Origin of the sequence: Yersinia similis, from assembly GCF_001053095.1 — a bacterium.
In the GTDB taxonomy this organism is placed as follows: Bacteria; Pseudomonadota; Gammaproteobacteria; order Enterobacterales; family Enterobacteriaceae; genus Yersinia; species Yersinia similis.
The window spans coordinates 16,677-36,586 of sequence record NZ_CGBP01000012.1 but is presented as its reverse complement, the minus strand read 5'-3'; the positions used below and the strand labels follow the sequence as shown (position 1 = coordinate 36,586).

Below are 19,910 nucleotides of genomic sequence, written 5' to 3'. Positions count from 1 at the left end.
GATCATGAAAGCACTCACTATAGGCCTTATCGGCAACCCGAATGCGGGTAAAACCACGCTGTTTAACCAGTTAACCGGTGCTCGCCAGCGGGTAGGTAACTGGGCCGGGGTCACGGTGGAACGCAAAGAAGGCCACTTCAACACCGCCCAACATCAGGTGACATTGGTTGACCTGCCAGGGACTTACTCCCTGACCACCATTTCTGAGCAAACTTCTCTGGATGAGCAAATTGCCTGTCACTATATTTTGAGTGGCGAAGCTGATCTGCTGATCAACGTGATTGATGCTGTCAACCTAGAGCGCAATCTCTACCTGACACTGCAACTGTTGGAGTTAGGTATCCCATGCATCGTGGCGCTGAACATGCTGGATATCGCCGAAAGTCAGCATATCGAAATTGATATCAACGCATTATCTAAAAAATTGGGTTGCCCGGTCATTCCATTGGTGTCGACCCGTGGGCGTGGTATCGATGAATTAAAAAACAGTATTGATCAGTTTCAACCCGCCATCTTCAGTGCGCTGGTGAGCTATCCCCCCATTCTGCTAAGTGAAGTGGATAAACTGGTCGCCGCGATGTCCGACGCCTTACCCATGCAGCAACGCCGCTGGTTAGCACTGCAAATCTTGGAAGGAGACATCTACAGCCTGAACCGGGCGGGTGTCGCGCCCTCAATGGTTGAACAAGCCCGCCAACAGCTACGTGAGCAGCAGCACGAAGATCCGGCGCTGATTATCGCGGATGCCCGTTATCAAAGCATTGCTCACCTGTGTGAGGCCGTGGGTAATTCACAGCAGGCAGAGCCTAATCGCCTGACACAAGCACTGGATAGCGTGATCCTTAACCGTTGGTTAGGGGTCCCAATATTCCTATTTGTGATGTATTTGATGTTTGTATTGGCAATCAATATTGGCGGGGCACTGCAACCGATTTTTGACATTGGTTCTGCTGCTATCTTTATTCAGGGTCTGCAATGGGTCGGCCATACGTTACACTTCCCACAATGGCTGACGATTTTCCTCGCACAAGGCGTCGGCGGTGGGATTAACACCGTACTGCCATTAGTGCCACAGATCGGCATGATGTATTTGTTCCTCTCATTTCTGGAAGACTCGGGTTATATGGCTCGGGCCGCTTTTGTTATGGACCGCTTAATGCAAGCGCTGGGATTGCCCGGTAAATCCTTTGTGCCGCTGATTGTCGGTTTCGGCTGCAATGTTCCCTCAATTATGGGGGCGCGAACCTTAGATGCCCAACGCGAGCGGTTAATCACCATCATGATGGCCCCATTTATGTCTTGCGGTGCACGATTGGCTATTTTTGCAGTCTTCGCCGCGGCATTCTTCGGGCAGGACGGAGCGAGTATCGTCTTCTCTCTCTATTTGTTAGGTATTGCGGTTGCCATTCTCACCGGCCTGGTTCTGAAATACACCATTATGCGTGGTGAAGCCTCGCCGTTCGTGATGGAGCTGCCGGTTTATCATGTGCCACACCTAAAGAGTTTGTTATTACAAACTTGGCAACGATTAAAAGGTTTTGTGCTACGGGCTGGGAAAGTGATTGTGATCGCCAGTATCTTTATTGGTGGCCTGAATAGTTTCTCTTTCAACGGCAAGGCGGTAGATAGTATCAATGACTCAGCATTGGCCTCAGTCAGTAAAGTGCTTACGCCATTACTGATGCCCATGGGTATCCATGCCGATAACTGGCAGGCAACCGTCGGGCTGGTAACTGGAGCCATGGCAAAAGAAGTCGTGGTGGGGACGCTAAATACCCTTTATACCGCCGAGCAAATTAACAATGTCCCCTTCGATGCAGAAAGCTTTAATTTACTGGATGAATTGGCAGGTGCCGTTGATGAAACCTGGCAGGGCTTAAAGGACACCTTTAGTCTTAGCGTGCTTGCTAACCCTATTGAAGCCAGTAAAGGTGACGGCGAGATGACTACCGGTTCAATGGGTATGATGAGCAGTAAGTTCGGCTCCAGCATCTCCGCCTACAGCTACCTGATTTTCGTGCTGCTATATGTGCCTTGTGTCTCAGTGATGGGGGCCATCGCGCGCGAAACCAGCCGCGGCTGGATGACCTTCTCCATATTGTGGGGGTTAAATGTGGCCTACTCGCTAGCGACCCTGTTCTATCAGGCGGCCACCTTCCGCGATCACCCACAGCAGAGCCTGAGTATTATTGCGTTAGTAATTGTCGTTAATGCATTGATCTTATTTGGTTTACGCCGTGCCCGTAGCCGGGTCACTGTCAGATTACAAAACAGTGAACCTGCTAATTGCTGCAGTGGCAGTGGCAGTGGCAGCAATTGCCATTGATCACCCATTAGCCAGCCGTAAAAAGAGGGGAACGATGGTCAGCCTACTGCAACTACGCGATGCGATTGCCCTCAATGGCAGCGCTGAAGCCAGCCAGTTAAGCCGGCAGCTGGCAACACCGTTACCCTTGGTCAACGCCATGCTGGAGAAGTTAACCGCCATGGGGAAGATAGAACGTATTGAGTTGGATAATAGTGGCTGTCTGACAGGCAGTTGCAAAAGCTGCCCCGAAGGCCATCAACACTGTAATACTGTGCTCTATCAGTTAAAGGAACCTCACGCACATAAATAAGAGATGCCCATCTGGGCATCTCAACATGTTGATTCCGTATTATTTACAAGCCAACATTGATAAACCATTTTTTATAAACACTTATCTATAAGTAATTATCGATAAATAATCACTTATAAACATCGGCATCAGCATCAAACTTCCCCTTCTCACGTTCGGCGATAATCACATAATATTTACCGCCCTTTGCGTCTGCCAGTTTTGACAGTTCTTTTTTAACGTCCATTGGCGAAGCCGCCTCACCTGCGGTACTGACCGTACCTATCTTCTCGTAATTATTGGCTTCTGCTTCTTGTTTAGTAATTTCCTTGGCAGCAATAGCGGCGAAAGAAAGACCACTGATCACCAAAGCAACAGCCACATTTTTCAATAAATTCATATGAAACACCTCGTAGTTGATTGATATATACCCGCCATACTTCAAGCCGCATGCGTGTTGGCTACTTTCCTTACTCGGCCCATCCATGGGTCTCGCCTCTGCGAGGCCGCTGCAAGCAGCATTCAAATCTGCTCCCGGCGCTAAATATCAATAACAGTTGCCGCCTATCTGCATCTCGAAATAACTTGGATATAGAAGAAATTAAGTGAAATAAAGATAATATCTATTTAATTTAAAGGATTAGCAGATACAGTATTATTAGTGTTAAATAACAGCCTAATTTTCAATAACAATCTGATTTTCAATAACAATCTAACTTTTAATAACAATCTAACTTTTAATAACAATCCAAGCTTTACATCGCACCTTCACAGCCTCTAAAGAAGCGTCACCTCAATGAGTATGTCGCGAACACATTCATTGGATAACCTCCGGTTCATCCTTTCTAATTATTAAACAGATTAAATATTTATCCATTTAATAACTTAAATAATTTTCTTTTACACAACCATTTTGTCCAACCAATATAAGTTGGGCAGTAAAAATAGAGAGGAAAAATAAGAAGCTAACGCCATTATTTTTTGTTTTCTTCAGCAAAACTCAGTATTAATTTGGCGAAATAATCAGGGTGAGAAATAAAGGGGGCATGAGCAGCCCCTTGCATGACCACCGACTGGGTTTGTGGCCAGGCACGGTCTAATCGCGATGCGACTTTGCGTGGGACCAGACTGTCCAGATAACCGTAAACGCGCATAAAAGGCAGCGTAAAATCGGCCAGTGCTGTACGTAGATCCGCAGTGCGCAAGATCTCCAACCCCCCGGTCAATACCTCAACATCGGGCATTTGATGTTGTAGCACGACAGATTTTAGCAAACGGGCATCCTGACGCGAACTTTCAGTCCCTAAGGTTTGCAAGGCTAAAAAGCGTTCTACTGTACGATGAAAATCATCACTTAGCTGATGTTGAAAACCTGCCAGCACTTCCAGCTTGATACCCGGCCATTCATCACGCGCGGTAAAGCAGGGAGAAGAGGAGACGGTTATCAGCCCCCGGACACACTCTGGCTGGCTCAGGGCTATTTGGCTAGCGACCAACCCACCCATTGACCACCCAAGCCACAGTGCCTGTTTCGGCGCTTGCTGTGCCACTATCTCGGCCATGTCAACCAGCGACATCGCACCGTAATCTTGGCTGCGCCCATAACCCGGCAGGTCCACCAAATGCAAACGAAAATGCGGCGCAAGCCGATCAATAATGCAATGCCATACCCCGCTATTCAGCCCCCATCCGTGCAACAACACAAGATCGCAATCGCCTTCACCGCAGGTGTACCAATAAAGCTGCTTCATACAGTAATATCCTGTCGCCATAATAATAACAGCCCTGTCAGGTGATTTAGCTCACTAAAAGGGCACTAAAATCAAGGAAGATGCCTATGCTAACAATCGTTAGCCAGTGTTGGCTATGCCAGCAACCGTTGTATCACAACCGACACGGCATTTGTTGTTACTGCCAGCGTCATCTACCGGTGTTACCTCCCTGCTGCCCTTGCTGCGGTTTACCTTCCACCAGCACATTCCTGCGCTGTGGCCGCTGTCTGATTGCACCACCGCGCTGGCACCATATGATGTTCGTGGGTGATTATGCCCCACCACTAAGCGGGTTGATTAAACAACTCAAATTTGGTGGAGCCCCCCAACTGGCCCCCGTGTTGGCTCGTCTATTATTATTACGATGGTTACGCCACTGGCGGGAGACCCGATGCCGTAATAATGATAAGGTCATCAAGCCACAACGGATCGTCAGTGTCCCCCTACATCATTGGCGCTGCTGGCGGCGTGGATACAACCAAACGGATCTACTGGCTCGTCCACTGGCACACTGGCTTGGTTGCGATTACACCCCACTGACGCTACAGCGTATACAAGCTACGCCACCGCAACGGCAACTGACGGCGGCACAGCGGCGAAAGAACGTGCGCGGAATCTTTCGTTGTGCTGAGTCAGTACGGGGGCAACATATTGCCTTGCTGGATGATGTTGTCACCACAGGTAGTACACTAAATGAAATTGCCCATCTGCTGTGGGCCCAAGGTATTGCCTCATTACAAATCTGGTGTGTCTGCCGAACCTTGTAGTCACCCCAGCAATGGGCGTATTATAACCGACAAGAGTAGTCAACTATTGAGCAGATGCCATGATCACAATAACAGACGCAGCACAATCTCATTTTGCCAAACTGTTGGCAAATCAAGAAGAAGGCACCCAAATTCGTGTATTTGTTATCAATCCAGGGACACCAACTGCTGAATGCGGTGTTTCCTATTGCCCACCAGATGCGGTTGAGGCAACAGATACCGAACTGAAATTCGAGCAATTATCAGCCTATGTTGATGAACTGAGCGTACCTTATCTACAAGACGCTGAAATAGATTTCGTCACTGACCAGCTCGGCTCTCAGTTAACCTTGAAAGCACCAAACGCTAAAATGCGTAAAGTAGACGATAGCGCGCCACTCATGGAACGGGTTGAGTATGTTCTGCAATCGCAGATTAACCCACAATTGGCTGGCCATGGTGGCCGAGTGACACTGATGGAAATCACACCAGACGGTTTGGCTATCCTGCAATTCGGCGGCGGTTGTAACGGTTGTTCTATGGTCGATGTCACACTGAAAGAAGGCATCGAGAAAGAGTTGTTGCAGAAATTCCCAGAATTGAAAGGGGTAAGAGACCTGACCGAGCATCAGCGTGGCGAGCACTCTTATTACTAATTAATTTACCCTTTGTCATTGGCGCTACAGCGGCGTTACCTGCGCTTGCTCACCCGAATCACTTCCTTATCGGGTTTCGTTTGCTTACTGCCTTGCTGTAACACCAATGACTTTAGGTAGTCTCTTTCTTACCTGGCACTACAGCGGCGTTACCCGCGCGCGCTCACCCGAATCACTGACTTGTCGTTGACCTTATATAAATAAGCTCATCGGGCTTCGCTTGCTTGCTGCCTGTTCTCTCCGTTGCAGGCACTTTGTCAATAACCTCCCAAACCGGTCTTTGACCGGTTTGCCTCTCCCTTGCCACCTTCCTGCAACTCGAATTATTTAGGGTATAAACCCCCACCCATATTACCCAACCGAAACGTTTTTGCGCCGTTTATCCAAATCTTTCAATAAACGGTTAACCTGGCTATCGGCAAATATCTCTTCCAGAGACGCTGACAATTTACGTCGCCAGTTAGGGTACTCGTCAGTGGTACCGGGGATATTCACTGGTGCTGCCATATCCAACCAATCTTCTGGTTGTAACCCCAACAATGCACTGGCGCTGTCTGCAACATAGCGCTGCAAACCACGGTTCAGTACTGGGCTCATCGATAACAGTGCCGCTTTGTGACCCACTTTTTTTGGCACACAATCGTAACGATGCAACCCTTCTAATAACCCTTGTTTGGCTCGCTCTCTGTCAAGATAGAGCTGCTTCAATATCTGTTGATCCGGATATAACCCCAGTTTATTCCCCAAAGTCAGATCATCACTTTGCCAGTAGCCGCGCAATGTCGGTAAATCATGAGTCGTGATGGTCGCCATCGCCTGCACCGGGTAAGACTGTGGCGCACGGAAGATATTCTCACTGTCATGCTCAAAATAGAGCACCTTGTAGGAATACACCCCGCTATCACGTAACTTGCCCACAATCTCCACCGGTACCGTGCCTAAATCCTCACCAATCACCATGCAATGATGGCGCTGACTCTCCAGCGCTAATACCGCCAGCAAATCATCCACTGGGTATTTTACATAAGCGCCCTGATCGGCAGTCTGCCCATAGGGGATCCACCACAGGCGTAATAATGCCATGACATGGTCGATGCGCAATGCACCACAACTGGTCATATTGGCACGCAGTAAATCAATAAAAGGCTGATACGCGCGCGCGACCATGACATGAGGGTCCATCGGCGGTAGCCCCCAGTTCTGGCCTAATGGCCCCAAGATATCTGGCGGGGCACCCACTGATGCTTTCAAGCAATATAACTCGCGGTCACACCAGGTTTCAGCGCCACCTTCAGCAACCCCCACCGCCAAGTCACGATACAGGCCAATCGGCATTTTCCGCTGTTGGCTGGACTGGAAGCAGTCATCAAATTGACTGGCTGCCAACCACTGCAACCACAGATAGAACGTCACTTCGTCAGCGTGTTCGCGACAAAAATCAGCCACCGCACTACTATGACCATCACGGTACTTTTCTGGCCACACTGGCCAGCCCCACATCATCGGATCATGCTCACTTAAATGCGCATGTAGGGCATCAAATGCAGCCTGCTGATGTAAACTGCGCCCACCTTGCTCAACAAAGCGCCGGAATGCCTGCACCCGTGCATCTTTGGCTTTGCGGGCCGTAAACAGTGGAAAGGATAAGCGCAAAGCCGCCAATTTAAGCTGCATAACCAGCGGGTAATCAACCCACTCGCTTTCCCGACTTTTTGCCAACGCCTGTTGTGTCTCAGCTTGATGCCACCAATGCTGTGCGGCTTCACTTTGCTGAAACTCTTCGACCCCATTGATGTCGATGTAAATCACATTCAGCCAGCGCCGGGATGACGGGCTGTAGGGGCTAGCACTATGCGGGTTAGCTGGATATAACGCATGAATAGGATTTAAACCGATAAAGGACCCACCACGCTCGCCAACCTGCCCTAGCATCTGCTTTAAATCGCCAAAGTCACCGATACCCCAATTACGCTCGGAACGCAGGGTATACAGTTGTACGCAAGCCCCCCACAGTTTTTTTCCCTGCAATAAAGCGTCAGGCTCGTAGCAGCGCTTCGGTGCAACGATGATTGAACACTGCCACTGTTGTAAATCTTGTTCCAATATCAAACGGTGATAACCCAGCGGCAAAGAGGCAGGCAATGTCAGCGTTTTTTTCGCGCTGATACGCCCCTGATGCAGCTCACCGTTCTCAGTCTGTAACTGCCAGTGATAATCGCCAGAACCTGCCATTGGCAATTGCATCGGGCTGCCAAACGTAAACACTTTGACCACCGGCAAAGGGGTATTCGCTGTCTGAGTATCATGGGCATCAAGAGAGCGCCCCATGGCCGCCAACAACTGCTCTTTGGTTTCCGCTAACGTCGCCTGCGGTTTACCATGAGCATTAATGTAACTGGCAGCTATCCCTGCCAGTGTTGCTGCTTGATCGAGCGATTTACGATCCATGCAGTCTTCTCCTTAACGTTTGGCTTGCCAAATTCGCTGTTGATAATCGCGAATAGAACGGTCAGAGCTGAACATCCCGACTCGGGCAGTGTTAAGAATGGCACGGCGGGTCCACTCATCCTTATCACGGTACAGCGCATCAATTTGTTTCTGCGCCTGGCAGTAGGAGGCAAAGTCAGCCAATACCAGATAAGGGTCGCCCCCCTCTAATAAGCTGTGCAACATCATGTCGAATGCCTGCTTATCACCTTGACTGAACGCACCACTGGCCAATTCATCCAGAATACTTTTCAGATGTGGGTCTGCTTTCACGTATTTCTTTGGCTGATACCCCTTCGCCAGAATGGCTTTCACTTGATCAACCGTGTGACCAAAGATAAAGATATTCTCATCGCCCACTTGCTCGGCGATTTCAACGTTAGCACCGTCCAGCGTCCCAACCGTCAACGCCCCATTTAGCGCCATTTTCATGTTGCCGGTACCCGAGGCTTCTTTGCCTGCTGTGGATATCTGTTCAGATACATCTGCTGCGGGGATCATCAATTCGGCGACAGAAACACGATAGTCGGGGATAAACACCACTTTCAGACGATCTTTAACGATCGGATCATTGTTGATCTTGTCGGCAACCTGATTAATCGCATAAATAATATTCTTGGCTAAATAATAGCCTGGTGCAGCTTTGGCACCAAACAGGAACACCCGTGGTGCGATATCCAGTGCCGGGTTGTCACGGATCTGACGATACAACGACAAGATATGCAACAAATTCAAATGCTGACGTTTATATTCATGCAGCCGTTTAATCTGTACGTCAAAAATAGCGTCGGGATTGATAACCAGCCCCATAACGCGCTTGACGTAATGCGCTAATTTAACCTTGTTATCATACTTAATCTGCTGATAACGCTGACGGAAAGCCGGATCCTCAGCGTAGGGTTCCAAGTCTTGCAAAACATCCAGATCGTTGGCCCACTCCACTTTCAGGGTGTCATCAATCAAACCAGAGAGTGCCGGGTTACATTGTTTCAACCAACGGCGCGGCGTAATACCATTCGTTACATTGTGGAATTTATTTGGCCACAATTGGTAATACTCAGGGAACAGATCTTTGATAATTAGATCCGAATGCAACTGGGCGACGCCGTTGACAGCAAAGCCGCTGACCACACACAGATTCGCCATCCGCACCTGTTTATTATGATGTACTGCCAGTTTGGCCCACACTTCGTCATTGCCTGGCCACTGTTTATTCACCCGCTTTTTAAACTGCGCATTGATCTGCTTGATGATGACAAAATGGCGTGGCAACAAACTGCGTACCAGTTTTTCATCCCAGCATTCAAGGGCTTCTGGCATCAACGTATGATTGGTATAAGCGAATGTTTTGCTGGTAATCGCCCAAGCGGCATCCCAACTGAGCTGATGCTCATCCAGCAGTACCCGCAGCATTTCTGGGATAGCGATTGTTGGGTGGGTATCGTTGAGCTGAATAACTTCATAGTCCGGCAGTTCAGCCAGTTTACGGCCCGCCAAATGGTGCTTCCGCAAGATATCGGCGACCGAACAGGCACACTGGAAATATTGCTGCATCAGGCGCAGGCGTTTGCCGGCCAGATGGTTATCATTCGGGTACAGTACTTTGGTCAGTTTTTCTGCTTCAACACCATTTTGTTCCGCCAGCAAGAATTTGCCATCGTTAAAAAGGGTTAAATCAAACGGATGCTGGTGCGTCGCCTGCCACAAACGTAGCGGTTGTGTCACGCCGTTACGGAAACCCAACACCGGTAAATCCCACGCTTCACCGCGCAAGGTAAAGGCCGGACGCCATAATTGGCGGCCATCGGCTTGCTTGACCAGATTACCGCCAAACCCCACATCAACGGCCAATGCCGCATTGTGGCGGAACCACGGGTAACTCTCCCGCTGCCAATTATCCGGCGCTTCTTGCTGTTTACATTCACGGAAAGACTGGCGGAACAGGCCATATTGATAATTCAGCCCATAGCCCGTTGCCGGTTGCTCAACGGTTGCCATTGAGTCAAGAAAACAAGCCGCCAAACGCCCTAAGCCCCCGTTGCCCAATGCCGGATCCGTTTCCTGCTCTAACAAATCACTCAGCTTGACCTGCTGCTCCGCTAACAGTGCTTCCACCGTGTCATACCAACCCAGATTAATCAGGTTATTAGCTGTCAAACGACCAATTAAAAACTCCATCGAAATATAGTTAACATGGCGTTGTACATTTTTTGGCTTGCTCGGTGCGGGCTGAGCAGATAACTGTTCGGCTAACGCAGCGCTGACAGCTTCCCACCATTGATACGGGGTCATTTGCTGAGCGGAGGTTAAGCCAAAGCGCTGCCACTGGCGAGTCAGGGCGGCCAGAAAATCGTCCTTTTTAAGCATAGGCTGTGACATAGGGAGGTCTCTATCCTGTGAATGGGTAATTTTACCCGTATCCTGCCAATGAGTACTGGCAAGAGCATCATCCCGATGAGGGATTAGCTGGGGAGGAGTCGCAGGGCGTAGCTAAAATTGTGATCCGTAGCAACTTACAGTCATAGGAAACATTAACGCTATTGCATTAATACAACCATTATCAGACCTTAGCAGTGATGATTAATTACGGGGCTAAAAATAATTACTCTTATGAATGCCTGTCACTTTTTCCGACATATTGATACGTTAACCCTTGGGGATTTTTCTAACCAAATATCTTTTCCAGCGGACACAGAATGCTGATTCCATCCAAACTGAGCCGCCCGGTACGGCTGCAAAATACCGTAGTACGTGACCGCCTGCTGGTTAAATTATCCAGTGTCGCTAACTATCGGCTGACGTTAATTAACTGTCCGGCAGGGTACGGTAAAACAACACTCATCGCCCAGTGGGCAGCTGACCAATCCAACCTCGGTTGGTATTCTCTGGATGAAAGCGATAACCAACCAGAACGCTTTGCCACCTATCTGATCGCGGCCGTACAGTTAGCGACTGGCGGGCATTGCAGCAAAAGTGAAGCACTCAGCCAAAAACATCAATATGCCAATCTCTCGGCGTTGTTCTCGCAATTATTTATTGAGCTGTCCAATTGGGACGGCCCGCTTTATCTGGTCATCGATGACTATCATCTGATTACCAATGATGCTATCCATGAAGCGATGCGTTTTTTCTTGCGCCACCAGCCGGAAAACCTGACGCTGATCATACTCTCCCGGACCTTGCCATCGCTGGGTATTGCTAACCTGCGAGTGCGTGATCAACTGCTGGAACTGGGGATGCAGCAACTGGCGTTCAATCATCAAGAAGCCCAGCAATTCTTCGAATGTCGCCTGTCTTCGCCACTGGAGCAAGGTGACAGTAGCCGCCTGTGTGATGAAGTCGAAGGTTGGGTGACCGCACTACAACTGATTGCCCTGTCATCACGTCAACCCAATTCCTCAGCACAAAAATCGGCTAAGCGCCTGGCTGGGCTAAATGCCAGCCATCTGTCGGATTATCTGGTCGATGAAGTACTGGATCAGGTCGATAGTAAGGCCCGTGCTTTTCTACTACGCTGCTCTGTATTACGCTCGATGAACGATGCCCTAATTGTTCGCCTGACCGGTGAAGACAATGGGCAACAACTGTTGGAAGAGCTGGAACGCCAGGGTTTGTTTATTCATCGTATGGATGACAGTGCTGAATGGTTCTGTTTCCATCCCTTATTTGCCACCTTCCTACGCCAGCGTTGCCAGTGGGAATTAGCCTTGGAGCTGCCGGAATTACATCACGCGGCGGCAGAGGGCTGGATGGCACTTGGCTATCCGGCGGAGGCTATCCACCACGCCTTAGCAGCCGGTGACGTCGGCATGCTACGCGATATCTTGCTACAACATGCCTGGTCGTTATTTCACCACAGCGAATTGGCGTTGTTGGAACAGTGCCTGACTGCCCTACCGTATCCGCTCTTAGTCCAGAACCCGGAACTGGCCTTACTACAAGCCTGGCTGGCACAAAGTCAGCACCGCTACAGTGAAGTGAATACTCTGATTGAGCAGGCAGAATTAGCCATGCAAGAACGTAAGATCCCGATTGATGAAATCTTACGCGCTGAGTTTGATGCGTTGCGCGCTCAGGTGGCTATCAACGCGGGTAAGCCAGATGAAGCTGAAAAATTGGCGACCGATGCGCTGAAATATCTGCCAATGGCGCACTATTACAGCCGAATTGTCGCCACCTCCGTGACCGGTGAAGTCCATCACTGTAAAGGGGAACTGGCCCGCGCACTGCCGATGATGCAACAAACCGAACAAATGGCCCGTCGCCACGAAGCCTATCACTACGCCTTATGGGCATTACTGCAACAAAGTGAAATCCTGATTGCTCAGGGGTTCCTGCAAGCCGCTTATGAGACCCAAGAGAAGGCATTCGAATTAATACGTGAACAGCATCTGGAGCAACTGCCAATGCATGAGTTCCTGCTGCGGATCCGCTCCCAGGTATTATGGTCATGGTCACGGCTGGATGAGGCAGAAGAAGCGGCCCGTAAGGGGATAGATATTCTGGCTAACTATCAGCCACAACAACAATTACAGTGTCTGGCGATGCTGGCGAAGTGTTCACTGGCCCGTGGCGATCTGGATAACGCCAACGTGTATATTCAGCGCTGTGAAACCCTGCAACATGGTAGCCAGTATCACCTTGATTGGATAACCAATGCGGATAAACCACGGGTGATCCATTGGCAGATGACCGGGGATAAGGTGGCCGCTGCAAACTGGTTACGCCAGACAGAAAAACCGGGCATGGCGGATAACCACTTTTTGCAGGGCCAGTGGCGCAATATTGCCAGAGTACAGATAGTACTGGGCCGTTTTGATGAGGCTGAAGTGGTCTTAGATGAACTCAATGAGAATGCTCGCCGCTTACGGCTGACCAGTGACTTAAACCGCAACCTGCTGTTAAGCAATACGCTTTATTGGCAGACAGAACGCAAAGGTGAGGCACAGAAAGCGCTGATTGAATCACTGACCTTAGCCAACCGTACCGGTTTTATCAGCCATTTTGTGATTGAGGGCGAAGCCATGGCGCAACAACTGCGCCAACTGATCCAACTCAATGCCTTACCTGAACTGGAACAATACCGAGCGCAGCGTATTCTGAAGGATATTAACCAGCACCACCGGCATAAATTCGCGCATTTCGACGAAATATTTGTTGATAAATTGCTCACTCATCCACACGTCCCCGAACTCATCCGGACCAGCCCATTAACACAACGGGAGTGGCAAGTATTGGGACTGATTTATTCTGGCTACAGTAATGACCAGATAGCCAATGAACTGGATGTTGCAGCCACCACGATAAAAACGCATATCCGTAATTTGTATCAAAAATTGGGCGTCGCTCACCGGCAGGAAGCCGTACAACAAGCCCAACGTTTATTGCAGATGATGGGATATGTCTAACGGGCGCACACGTGTTTTATGGTCACGTGTTTTATGACATGACCATTAGATGGTGGCCCGCATCAGACGACAGTTTAAATAAGTTTAACAATCAGTCGATTAAAATAAGACCATTCTTGTATAAAACCAGAGATGGCTGATAAATCGCCCTGAGAATAATTTATCCACGATACGGTTTACCAAGACAACTTTTTATCAATGATAATGTGTCATTCTGGTAAACAGTAATCTCTTATTCGTCGCTGAGGCCTCTCTGAAAGGCTGGCAACCGATTAATAACCACTTTATTTCATGGGTCTTTATTGGCAATAAATTGATTACAATGGCGCTCTTGCGTATTCAATCGTCATTAAGGGTCATCAGCAGTATGGAACAATTTGAAGCAATCAGTGTTGAGCAGGCTTATCTCCGCTGGAAAGAGGGTAAAACAGCATTGGTCGATATCCGCGATCCACAAAGTTACGAAGCCGGTCATGCACCGGGCGCTTTCCATCTGACCAACGGCAGCCTGCACACTTTTATGCAGCAAACGGATTTTGATCAACCGGTGATGGTGATGTGCTATCACGGTAATAGCAGCAAAGGTGCCGCTCAATACTTACTGCAACAAGGCTTTGATGTGGTTTACAGTATTGATGGCGGTTTTGAAGCCTGGGCCAGAAGCTATCCGCAAGATATAGCCAGCGAATCTCGTTAGACGGTAAATAAAATAATATGACTCGAGTGATAGTAATCTCTAACCTACGTCTGGCGCAGGCCTTTGTGGATTATATGGCCACCCATCATGTGGCATTAGAAATCCGGCCAGACGCTCAAGGCGCTGAAATCTGGTTGGCCGATGATGAGCAACTTTCTGCCGTCCAACATGAGTTGGAGCAATTTCTACTGGATCCACTTAACCCACGCTATCAGGCCGCCAGTTGGCAAGCCGGAAATGTGAATTCAAATCTGCCCTATCAGCGTTTTTCTTACCTCCAAACATTACGCAGCCAGGCTGGGCCGTTAACTCTAAGCGTGATGGTGTTGTGTATTGCCATCTATATTCTGATGCTCATGGCGGGGGATATGGCGGTAATGTCCTGGCTGGCATGGCCCTATAACAGCAGCCAGTATCTACAAATCTGGCGTTGGGTCAGCCATGCCTTCCTGCACTTTTCACTGCTGCACATCCTGTTTAACCTGATGTGGTGGTGGTATCTGGGCGGGCAGATGGAAAAACGGCTTGGCACCAGCAAATTGCTGGTATTAACTATCGTCTCAGCCGTCTTCAGTGGCTGGGGGCAATCACTCTTCAGCGGTGCCAACTTTGGTGGCCTATCAGGTGTGGTTTACGCCTTAATGGGCTATGTCTGGCTGACCGGTGAACGCGCACCCGAGCGTGGTATCTCACTGCCCCGTGGCTTGATGGCTTTTTCTGTGCTCTGGCTGATAGCCGGGTATTTCGATATTTTAGGCTTGTCGATTGCCAATGCAGCTCATGTTTCTGGTTTGATTATTGGGCTACTGATGGCATTTTGGGATACGCGCAACAGCGCGAGAACCGTACAATAACTGCCTGGGCCAACCAGGCGCATTAGGGGATTATTGTGAAGCAAACGCAGCGGCATGATGCGATTATTGAGCTGGTACGCCTACAAGGTTATGTCAGCACTGAAGAGTTAGTGGAACATTTTGCCGTTAGCCCGCAAACCATTCGGCGTGACTTAAATGAGCTGGCCGATCAAAACAAAATTCATCGTCATCATGGTGGGGCGGCGCTACCGTCCAGTTCGGTCAACGCGGCCTATAACGATCGTAAAGTGATGTGGTCGGAAGAAAAGGCGCGGATTGCCCAACGCGTTGCTAGCCAGATCCCGGATGGCGCCACGCTATTTATTGATATTGGCACCACACCAGAAGCGGTCGCTCATGCCCTGATGAATCATAAAGGTCTGCGAGTGGTCACCAACAATCTAAACGTTGCCACTTTGCTAACTGCCAAAGAAGATTTTCGTCTTATTCTGGCGGGGGGCGAAGTTCGTACCCGCGATGGTGGGATTATTGGCGAAGCGACCCTGGATTTTATTTCTCAATTCCGTCTTGATTACGGCATCCTCGGTATTAGTGGTATCGATATGGACGGTTCATTACTGGAGTTTGATTACCATGAAGTGCGCACCAAGCGAGCGATTATTGAGAACTCCCGTTGTGTGATGTTGGTAACCGACCATTCTAAATTTGGCCGTAACGCGATGGTGAATTTGGGGAACATGAATCTGATCAATTATCTGTTTACCGATCAACAGCCACCAGCCAGTGTGATGAAAATCATTGAGCAGCATGAGGTTCAATTGGAGCTTTGTTAGCGTTTGGGTTTGATCTTGGTGGTTTGGATCTGGTAATCGGGTTCGGTGATCGGGTTCGGTGATTTGAGTCGGTGAGCGGGTTCGGTTGTTATGGCTTTACGGCTTACCTGGCCTCCGATGAACCAACCGCCAAGGGGGCCATAAGCGTGGCCCCCTTTCGCACTATCGCTTGCCCACTGTGTGGGGTCCCTCGATTCATCATTTCGCTGACGGACCGGGCCGATTCGCTTCCTGCTCAAGCGGCCCTCGCTCGGCATCCATGCCTCGCGTCCTACCTTCATTCTTCACTCGGCTGCTCAAATGTGCTTTGGACGTCAATAGCCAATTCAAAATCAAAAAGTTACTAAAAGTCTAAAGATAATGGTCTGGCGTCAATCGGCTGCTCAAATGTGCTTTGGACATCAACAAGGAGAGAGAGGGTACAAAAAAATTTATCGGTGTCATTCTTTTGTTAACCGAATTTGATTGTGCGCCTTATCCACCCAGAGATAGAAAGTGGATTGTGTCGTTTCGCTTGGTAGTAACCACACTTCACTATCACCAAAATTTGGCTTTTGGCGTTCATACCCAAGACTGCTGAGATAATTTTTTAAAGGGCTAGCATCGAGCGTATGATTAAATATTATTGTACTTGATGGGTTATAACCGTCCCTTGGTTGATACTCAAAATAATAATCACGGGTAATCTTCGGTATTTTTTCAATATCACGATCAGTAAGCATGTGATATTTTATAAAATCATCCTGAGTGTATACGCTTTTTTCATTAACCCCTGCAGCAATAAAATATACAAAAACAAACCCAATAACGCCTAAGGTGACAAATATAATGAGGATATGTTTAATAGTTTTCATTCCATCCCACCGACTTAAACTCTAATGTTATCTCGTTATCAGTCAGAATTTTTACTTTCATTGCGGCTCCCGGCAATCTCTACGGTGGCTTCCATATTGGTCATAAATGGCTTGAAACTAAACTGGTTGAATCGTTGGAGAACAAACCATATACGGAAGAAATTAAACCCGTTAAACTTAGAATTCTTAATATCATCATTATCCAGCCCGAAATGATCCTGTATTTTGTAATGCACTATCGCGCGATAGCGATGATTATCAATCTGTAGTGATTTTATCGTGATATCAGAGGCCCATGTATCGTGCACTGTAATTCCCATTCCATTAAACTTATCCTGAAATCTGTCAAATTTTGGAAGTCTTCCGCTAGAAATAGCATCTGTTAGTCTGTCCTTTTCTGCTGCTGGATAATATTTATTATCCCAGTCTATATGTTTATTAAATACTTTCTCTAATAGCAAACGCGTACTGTTAAATGTACGGTCATTTAATATTTGCTCTTTTAATGCTGCATCTAAAGACATATCCCGAAACGGCGTGCCGTTGCTGCTCTGCATATGGTTGATCATTTTTTCAATCAGATGCTTATAAGGGCCGTAAAAAGCGAAGTTTCGTGATTCTTTGCTAAATTAATCGAAGAGGATCTTGATACATTCCTGTCGTGTTATTTTTTCACTTTTGGGATTCTTATCATAAGCATAACCATAAGACATGGGTTTTAGCTGATTGAACAACGTTAGCGTGTACGGGCTAACCTTGCTGGAAATCTTATGCAAATTAAAATCTGTTTTTAGCTGTGTTTCACTTAAATCCCCGCAACGCATATCATCGGCAGCGTAATCATCCATACGTTTTTGGGTTCTAAATGCCCTGTAGGGAAAACATAACGCAGGCGGGGTTGATTTGGCGGTTTCTGACATAATAAATTCCTTTTTCGTGGTAAACAGCTTCCAATTTTCCTTATCTTACCGAAAATCTACTCTAGGCTGACCAAGGGATAACCAGAAATGAATATTTATAAAGACCGATAATCTTCTATTTACCCTTGTCCAATGCAATGATATTTACTTCATTCATAAGATATTCAAAATTTTCCTACAAATATGTAGTCCCCTACCCCCAAAAAAGTAGTGTATTCATGATGAAAACTGCTGGAATGAGCCCGGCAGAATACCGGACTCAGGCAGAAAGGCAGTAAAAATCAGGTATCCAAATTTTGAGGTTCAGTGCAGCCTACACCCTTTGGCCGTTGGTTCATCGAAGATTAAGTGAGCCGTGAAGCTCTAGCAACCAAACCGATCACCAGCACCTTAGCTGATCACTGAATCATCACTCCCCGAACCTAATCACTAATCCATACTACATATCAATAACAAAAATGTTACCTCTATCACGCATAAATGTTTTTCTTCGGTTAACTCTTGGCTTATTTGTTGGTTTTTGATTACAATCGTGAGCGAAAACGAACATTAAAGCGCTGTTTCGAACATTCAGAGGAAGGTAACATGGAAACCAAAGACTTGATCGTGATCGGTGGCGGTATTAACGGGGCCGGTATCGCTGCGGACGCTGCAGGGCGTGGCCTGTCAGTACTGCTGCTAGAAGCGCAAGACTTGGCCTGTGCTACGTCTTCCGCCAGTTCCAAACTTATCCATGGTGGCTTGCGCTATCTGGAACATTATGAATTTCGCTTGGTAAGCGAAGCCTTGGCCGAGCGTGAAGTGTTACTGAGACTGGCACCGCATATCGCATTCCCTATGCGCTTCCGCCTGCCCCACCAGCCTCATCTACGCCCGGCATGGATGATCCGCACCGGCTTGTTCTTGTATGATCATTTGGGCAAACGTACCAGCCTGCCAGCCAGTAAAGGGCTGCGTTTCGGCCCGGAATCTGTGTTAAAACCCGAGTTGGTGCGCGGTTTCGAATATTCTGACTGTTGGGTGGATGATGCCCGCCTGGTGGTACTGAATGCGCAGGAAGTGGTCAAACGCGGCGGTGAAGTCCGTACCCGTACCAAAGTAACCCGCGCATGGCGTGAACAAGGCCTATGGATGGTTGAAGCCCTTGATGTCAATACCGGCAAAACCTTCACCTGGCGTGCTAAAGGCCTAGTGAATGCCACTGGCCCTTGGGTTAAACAGTTCTTCGACGATGGCCTAAAGCTCAAATCACCTTATGGCATCCGCCTGATTAAAGGCAGCCACATTGTGGTGCCTCGAGTTCATAACCAACCGCAGGCGTATATTCTGCAAAATGAAGATCACCGTATCGTCTTCGTGATCCCTTGGTTAGATGACTATTCCATCATCGGTACTACCGACGTGGAATATCACGGCGATCCAAAAGAGGTGAAAATTGACGATCAGGAAATTGCTTATCTGCTAAAAGTCTATAACGACCACTTTAAAAAGCAGTTGGGCCGTGATGATATCGTCTGGACCTACTCTGGTGTGCGCCCGCTATGCGACGATGAATCAGATTCACCGCAAGCCGTTACCCGCGATTACACGTTAGATGTGGCCGATGAAGCGGGTCAGGCACCACTCCTGTCGGTCTTCGGCGGTAAACTCACCACGTACCGTAAATTGGCAGAACATGCGCTGGAAAAACTGTCAGCGTACTACCCGAATGTCGGCCCGGCGTGGACTAAAACCGGTGCCTTGCCCGGTGGGGATATTGGCGGTAGCCGCGATAGCTATACCGTGCAGTTGCGCCACCGCTATAACTGGTTGCCGGAAGGGCTGGCCCGCCGCTATACCCGTACCTATGGTAGCCACAGCGAGATAATTTTAGCCAACGCGACCAGTCTTGAAAGCTTGGGCGAGCACTTTGGTCACGGCTTGTATGAGGCCGAATTGCGCTATTTGGTTGAGAACGAGTGGGTTGTTGAGCTGGATGATGCTATCTGGCGCCGTACCAAATTAGGCATGGCCCTCAGCGATGAAGAGAAACAGCGGGTAGCCCAGTGGCTGGCTGATACGCACACTGAAAAACAACAGGCGCTACCGCTGGTTTCTTAATAACAAAGTTTAATATTCGTTAATT

The 19,910-nt window shown here is 48.4% G+C and carries 14 protein-coding genes and 2 pseudogenes; 9 read left to right on the top strand and 7 right to left on the bottom strand.

Translation table 11 applies throughout. The annotated features are described in order from the left end of the window. Positions 1-4 precede the first annotated feature (4 nt). Complete coding sequence (gene feoB / locus AC971_RS10685) at positions 5-2,326, top strand: Fe(2+) transporter permease subunit FeoB (protein ID WP_025381801.1); 2,322 nt, start codon at positions 5-7, stop codon at positions 2,324-2,326. Positions 2,327-2,360: 34 nt separating this feature from the next. Next, the gene (locus AC971_RS10680; protein WP_025381802.1) at positions 2,361-2,618 is read left to right on the top strand and encodes a FeoC-like transcriptional regulator; all 258 of its coding nucleotides are present in this window, start codon (positions 2,361-2,363) and stop codon (positions 2,616-2,618) included. Between the two features lie 109 nt (positions 2,619-2,727). On the opposite strand, the gene AC971_RS10675 is transcribed toward AC971_RS10680, so the two are convergent. Continuing rightward, positions 2,728-2,997: a YdgH/BhsA/McbA family protein gene (locus tag AC971_RS10675; RefSeq protein WP_025381803.1), complete on the bottom strand. Its 270-nt coding sequence runs from the start codon at positions 2,995-2,997 to the stop codon at positions 2,728-2,730. Positions 2,998-3,571: 574 nt separating this feature from the next. Then, entirely contained in the window at positions 3,572-4,348 is a 777-nt protein-coding gene (gene bioH / locus AC971_RS10670) for a pimeloyl-ACP methyl ester esterase BioH (RefSeq protein WP_025381804.1), read from the bottom strand. A gap of 86 nt (positions 4,349-4,434) precedes the next feature. Here bioH and gntX point away from each other — a divergent pair, with 86 nt between their 5' ends. Beyond that, positions 4,435-5,136 (top strand): DNA utilization protein GntX, encoded by a 702-nt coding sequence (gene gntX, locus AC971_RS10665; RefSeq protein ID WP_038402061.1) that lies wholly within the window; start codon positions 4,435-4,437, stop codon positions 5,134-5,136. Positions 5,137-5,195: 59 nt separating this feature from the next. Then, the gene (gene nfuA, locus AC971_RS10660) at positions 5,196-5,771 is read left to right on the top strand and encodes a Fe-S biogenesis protein NfuA (RefSeq protein WP_025381807.1); all 576 of its coding nucleotides are present in this window, start codon (positions 5,196-5,198) and stop codon (positions 5,769-5,771) included. A 351-nt stretch (positions 5,772-6,122) separates the two neighbouring features. On the opposite strand, the gene malQ is transcribed toward nfuA, so the two are convergent. Next, complete coding sequence (gene malQ, locus AC971_RS10655; RefSeq protein WP_025381808.1) at positions 6,123-8,219, bottom strand: 4-alpha-glucanotransferase; 2,097 nt, start codon at positions 8,217-8,219, stop codon at positions 6,123-6,125. Positions 8,220-8,231: 12 nt separating this feature from the next. Beyond that, positions 8,232-10,637, bottom strand: coding sequence for a maltodextrin phosphorylase (malP, locus tag AC971_RS10650; protein WP_038402063.1), 2,406 nt, complete (start codon positions 10,635-10,637; stop codon positions 8,232-8,234). A 317-nt stretch (positions 10,638-10,954) separates the two neighbouring features. Here malP and malT point away from each other — a divergent pair, with 317 nt between their 5' ends. The 4 genes from malT (at position 10,955) to AC971_RS10630 (ending at position 16,011) form a co-directional block, all read left to right on the top strand. After that, complete coding sequence (gene malT, locus AC971_RS10645) at positions 10,955-13,666, top strand: HTH-type transcriptional regulator MalT (protein WP_025381810.1); 2,712 nt, start codon at positions 10,955-10,957, stop codon at positions 13,664-13,666. A 367-nt stretch (positions 13,667-14,033) separates the two neighbouring features. Continuing rightward, positions 14,034-14,363 (top strand): thiosulfate sulfurtransferase GlpE, encoded by a 330-nt coding sequence (gene glpE / locus AC971_RS10640; protein WP_025381811.1) that lies wholly within the window; start codon positions 14,034-14,036, stop codon positions 14,361-14,363. Positions 14,364-14,380: 17 nt separating this feature from the next. Further along, positions 14,381-15,217, top strand: a complete 837-nt coding sequence (glpG, locus tag AC971_RS10635; protein ID WP_025381812.1) for a rhomboid family intramembrane serine protease GlpG — start codon at positions 14,381-14,383, stop codon at positions 15,215-15,217. Positions 15,218-15,252: 35 nt separating this feature from the next. Continuing rightward, entirely contained in the window at positions 15,253-16,011 is a 759-nt protein-coding gene (locus AC971_RS10630; RefSeq protein WP_025381813.1) for a DeoR/GlpR family transcriptional regulator, read from the top strand. On the opposite strand, the gene AC971_RS24675 is transcribed toward AC971_RS10630, so the two are convergent. From AC971_RS24675 to AC971_RS25145, 3 genes and pseudogenes are all read right to left on the bottom strand, one after another. Further along, the gene (locus AC971_RS24675) at positions 16,008-16,292 is read right to left on the bottom strand and encodes a hypothetical protein (RefSeq protein ID WP_197090729.1); all 285 of its coding nucleotides are present in this window, start codon (positions 16,290-16,292) and stop codon (positions 16,008-16,010) included. The two genes, AC971_RS10630 and AC971_RS24675, sit on opposite strands and share 4 nt — an antisense overlap. A 170-nt stretch (positions 16,293-16,462) precedes the next feature. After that, positions 16,463-16,733: pseudogene (locus AC971_RS10625) on the bottom strand (hypothetical protein). A 170-nt stretch (positions 16,734-16,903) separates the two neighbouring features. Further along, a pseudogene (locus tag AC971_RS25145) lies at positions 16,904-17,785 on the bottom strand (YPO3983 family protein). Between the two features lie 585 nt (positions 17,786-18,370). On the opposite strand from AC971_RS25145, the gene glpD reads away from it, so the two are divergent. After that, complete coding sequence (glpD, locus tag AC971_RS10610; RefSeq protein ID WP_025381815.1) at positions 18,371-19,885, top strand: glycerol-3-phosphate dehydrogenase; 1,515 nt, start codon at positions 18,371-18,373, stop codon at positions 19,883-19,885. Positions 19,886-19,910: the final 25 nt, after the last annotated feature.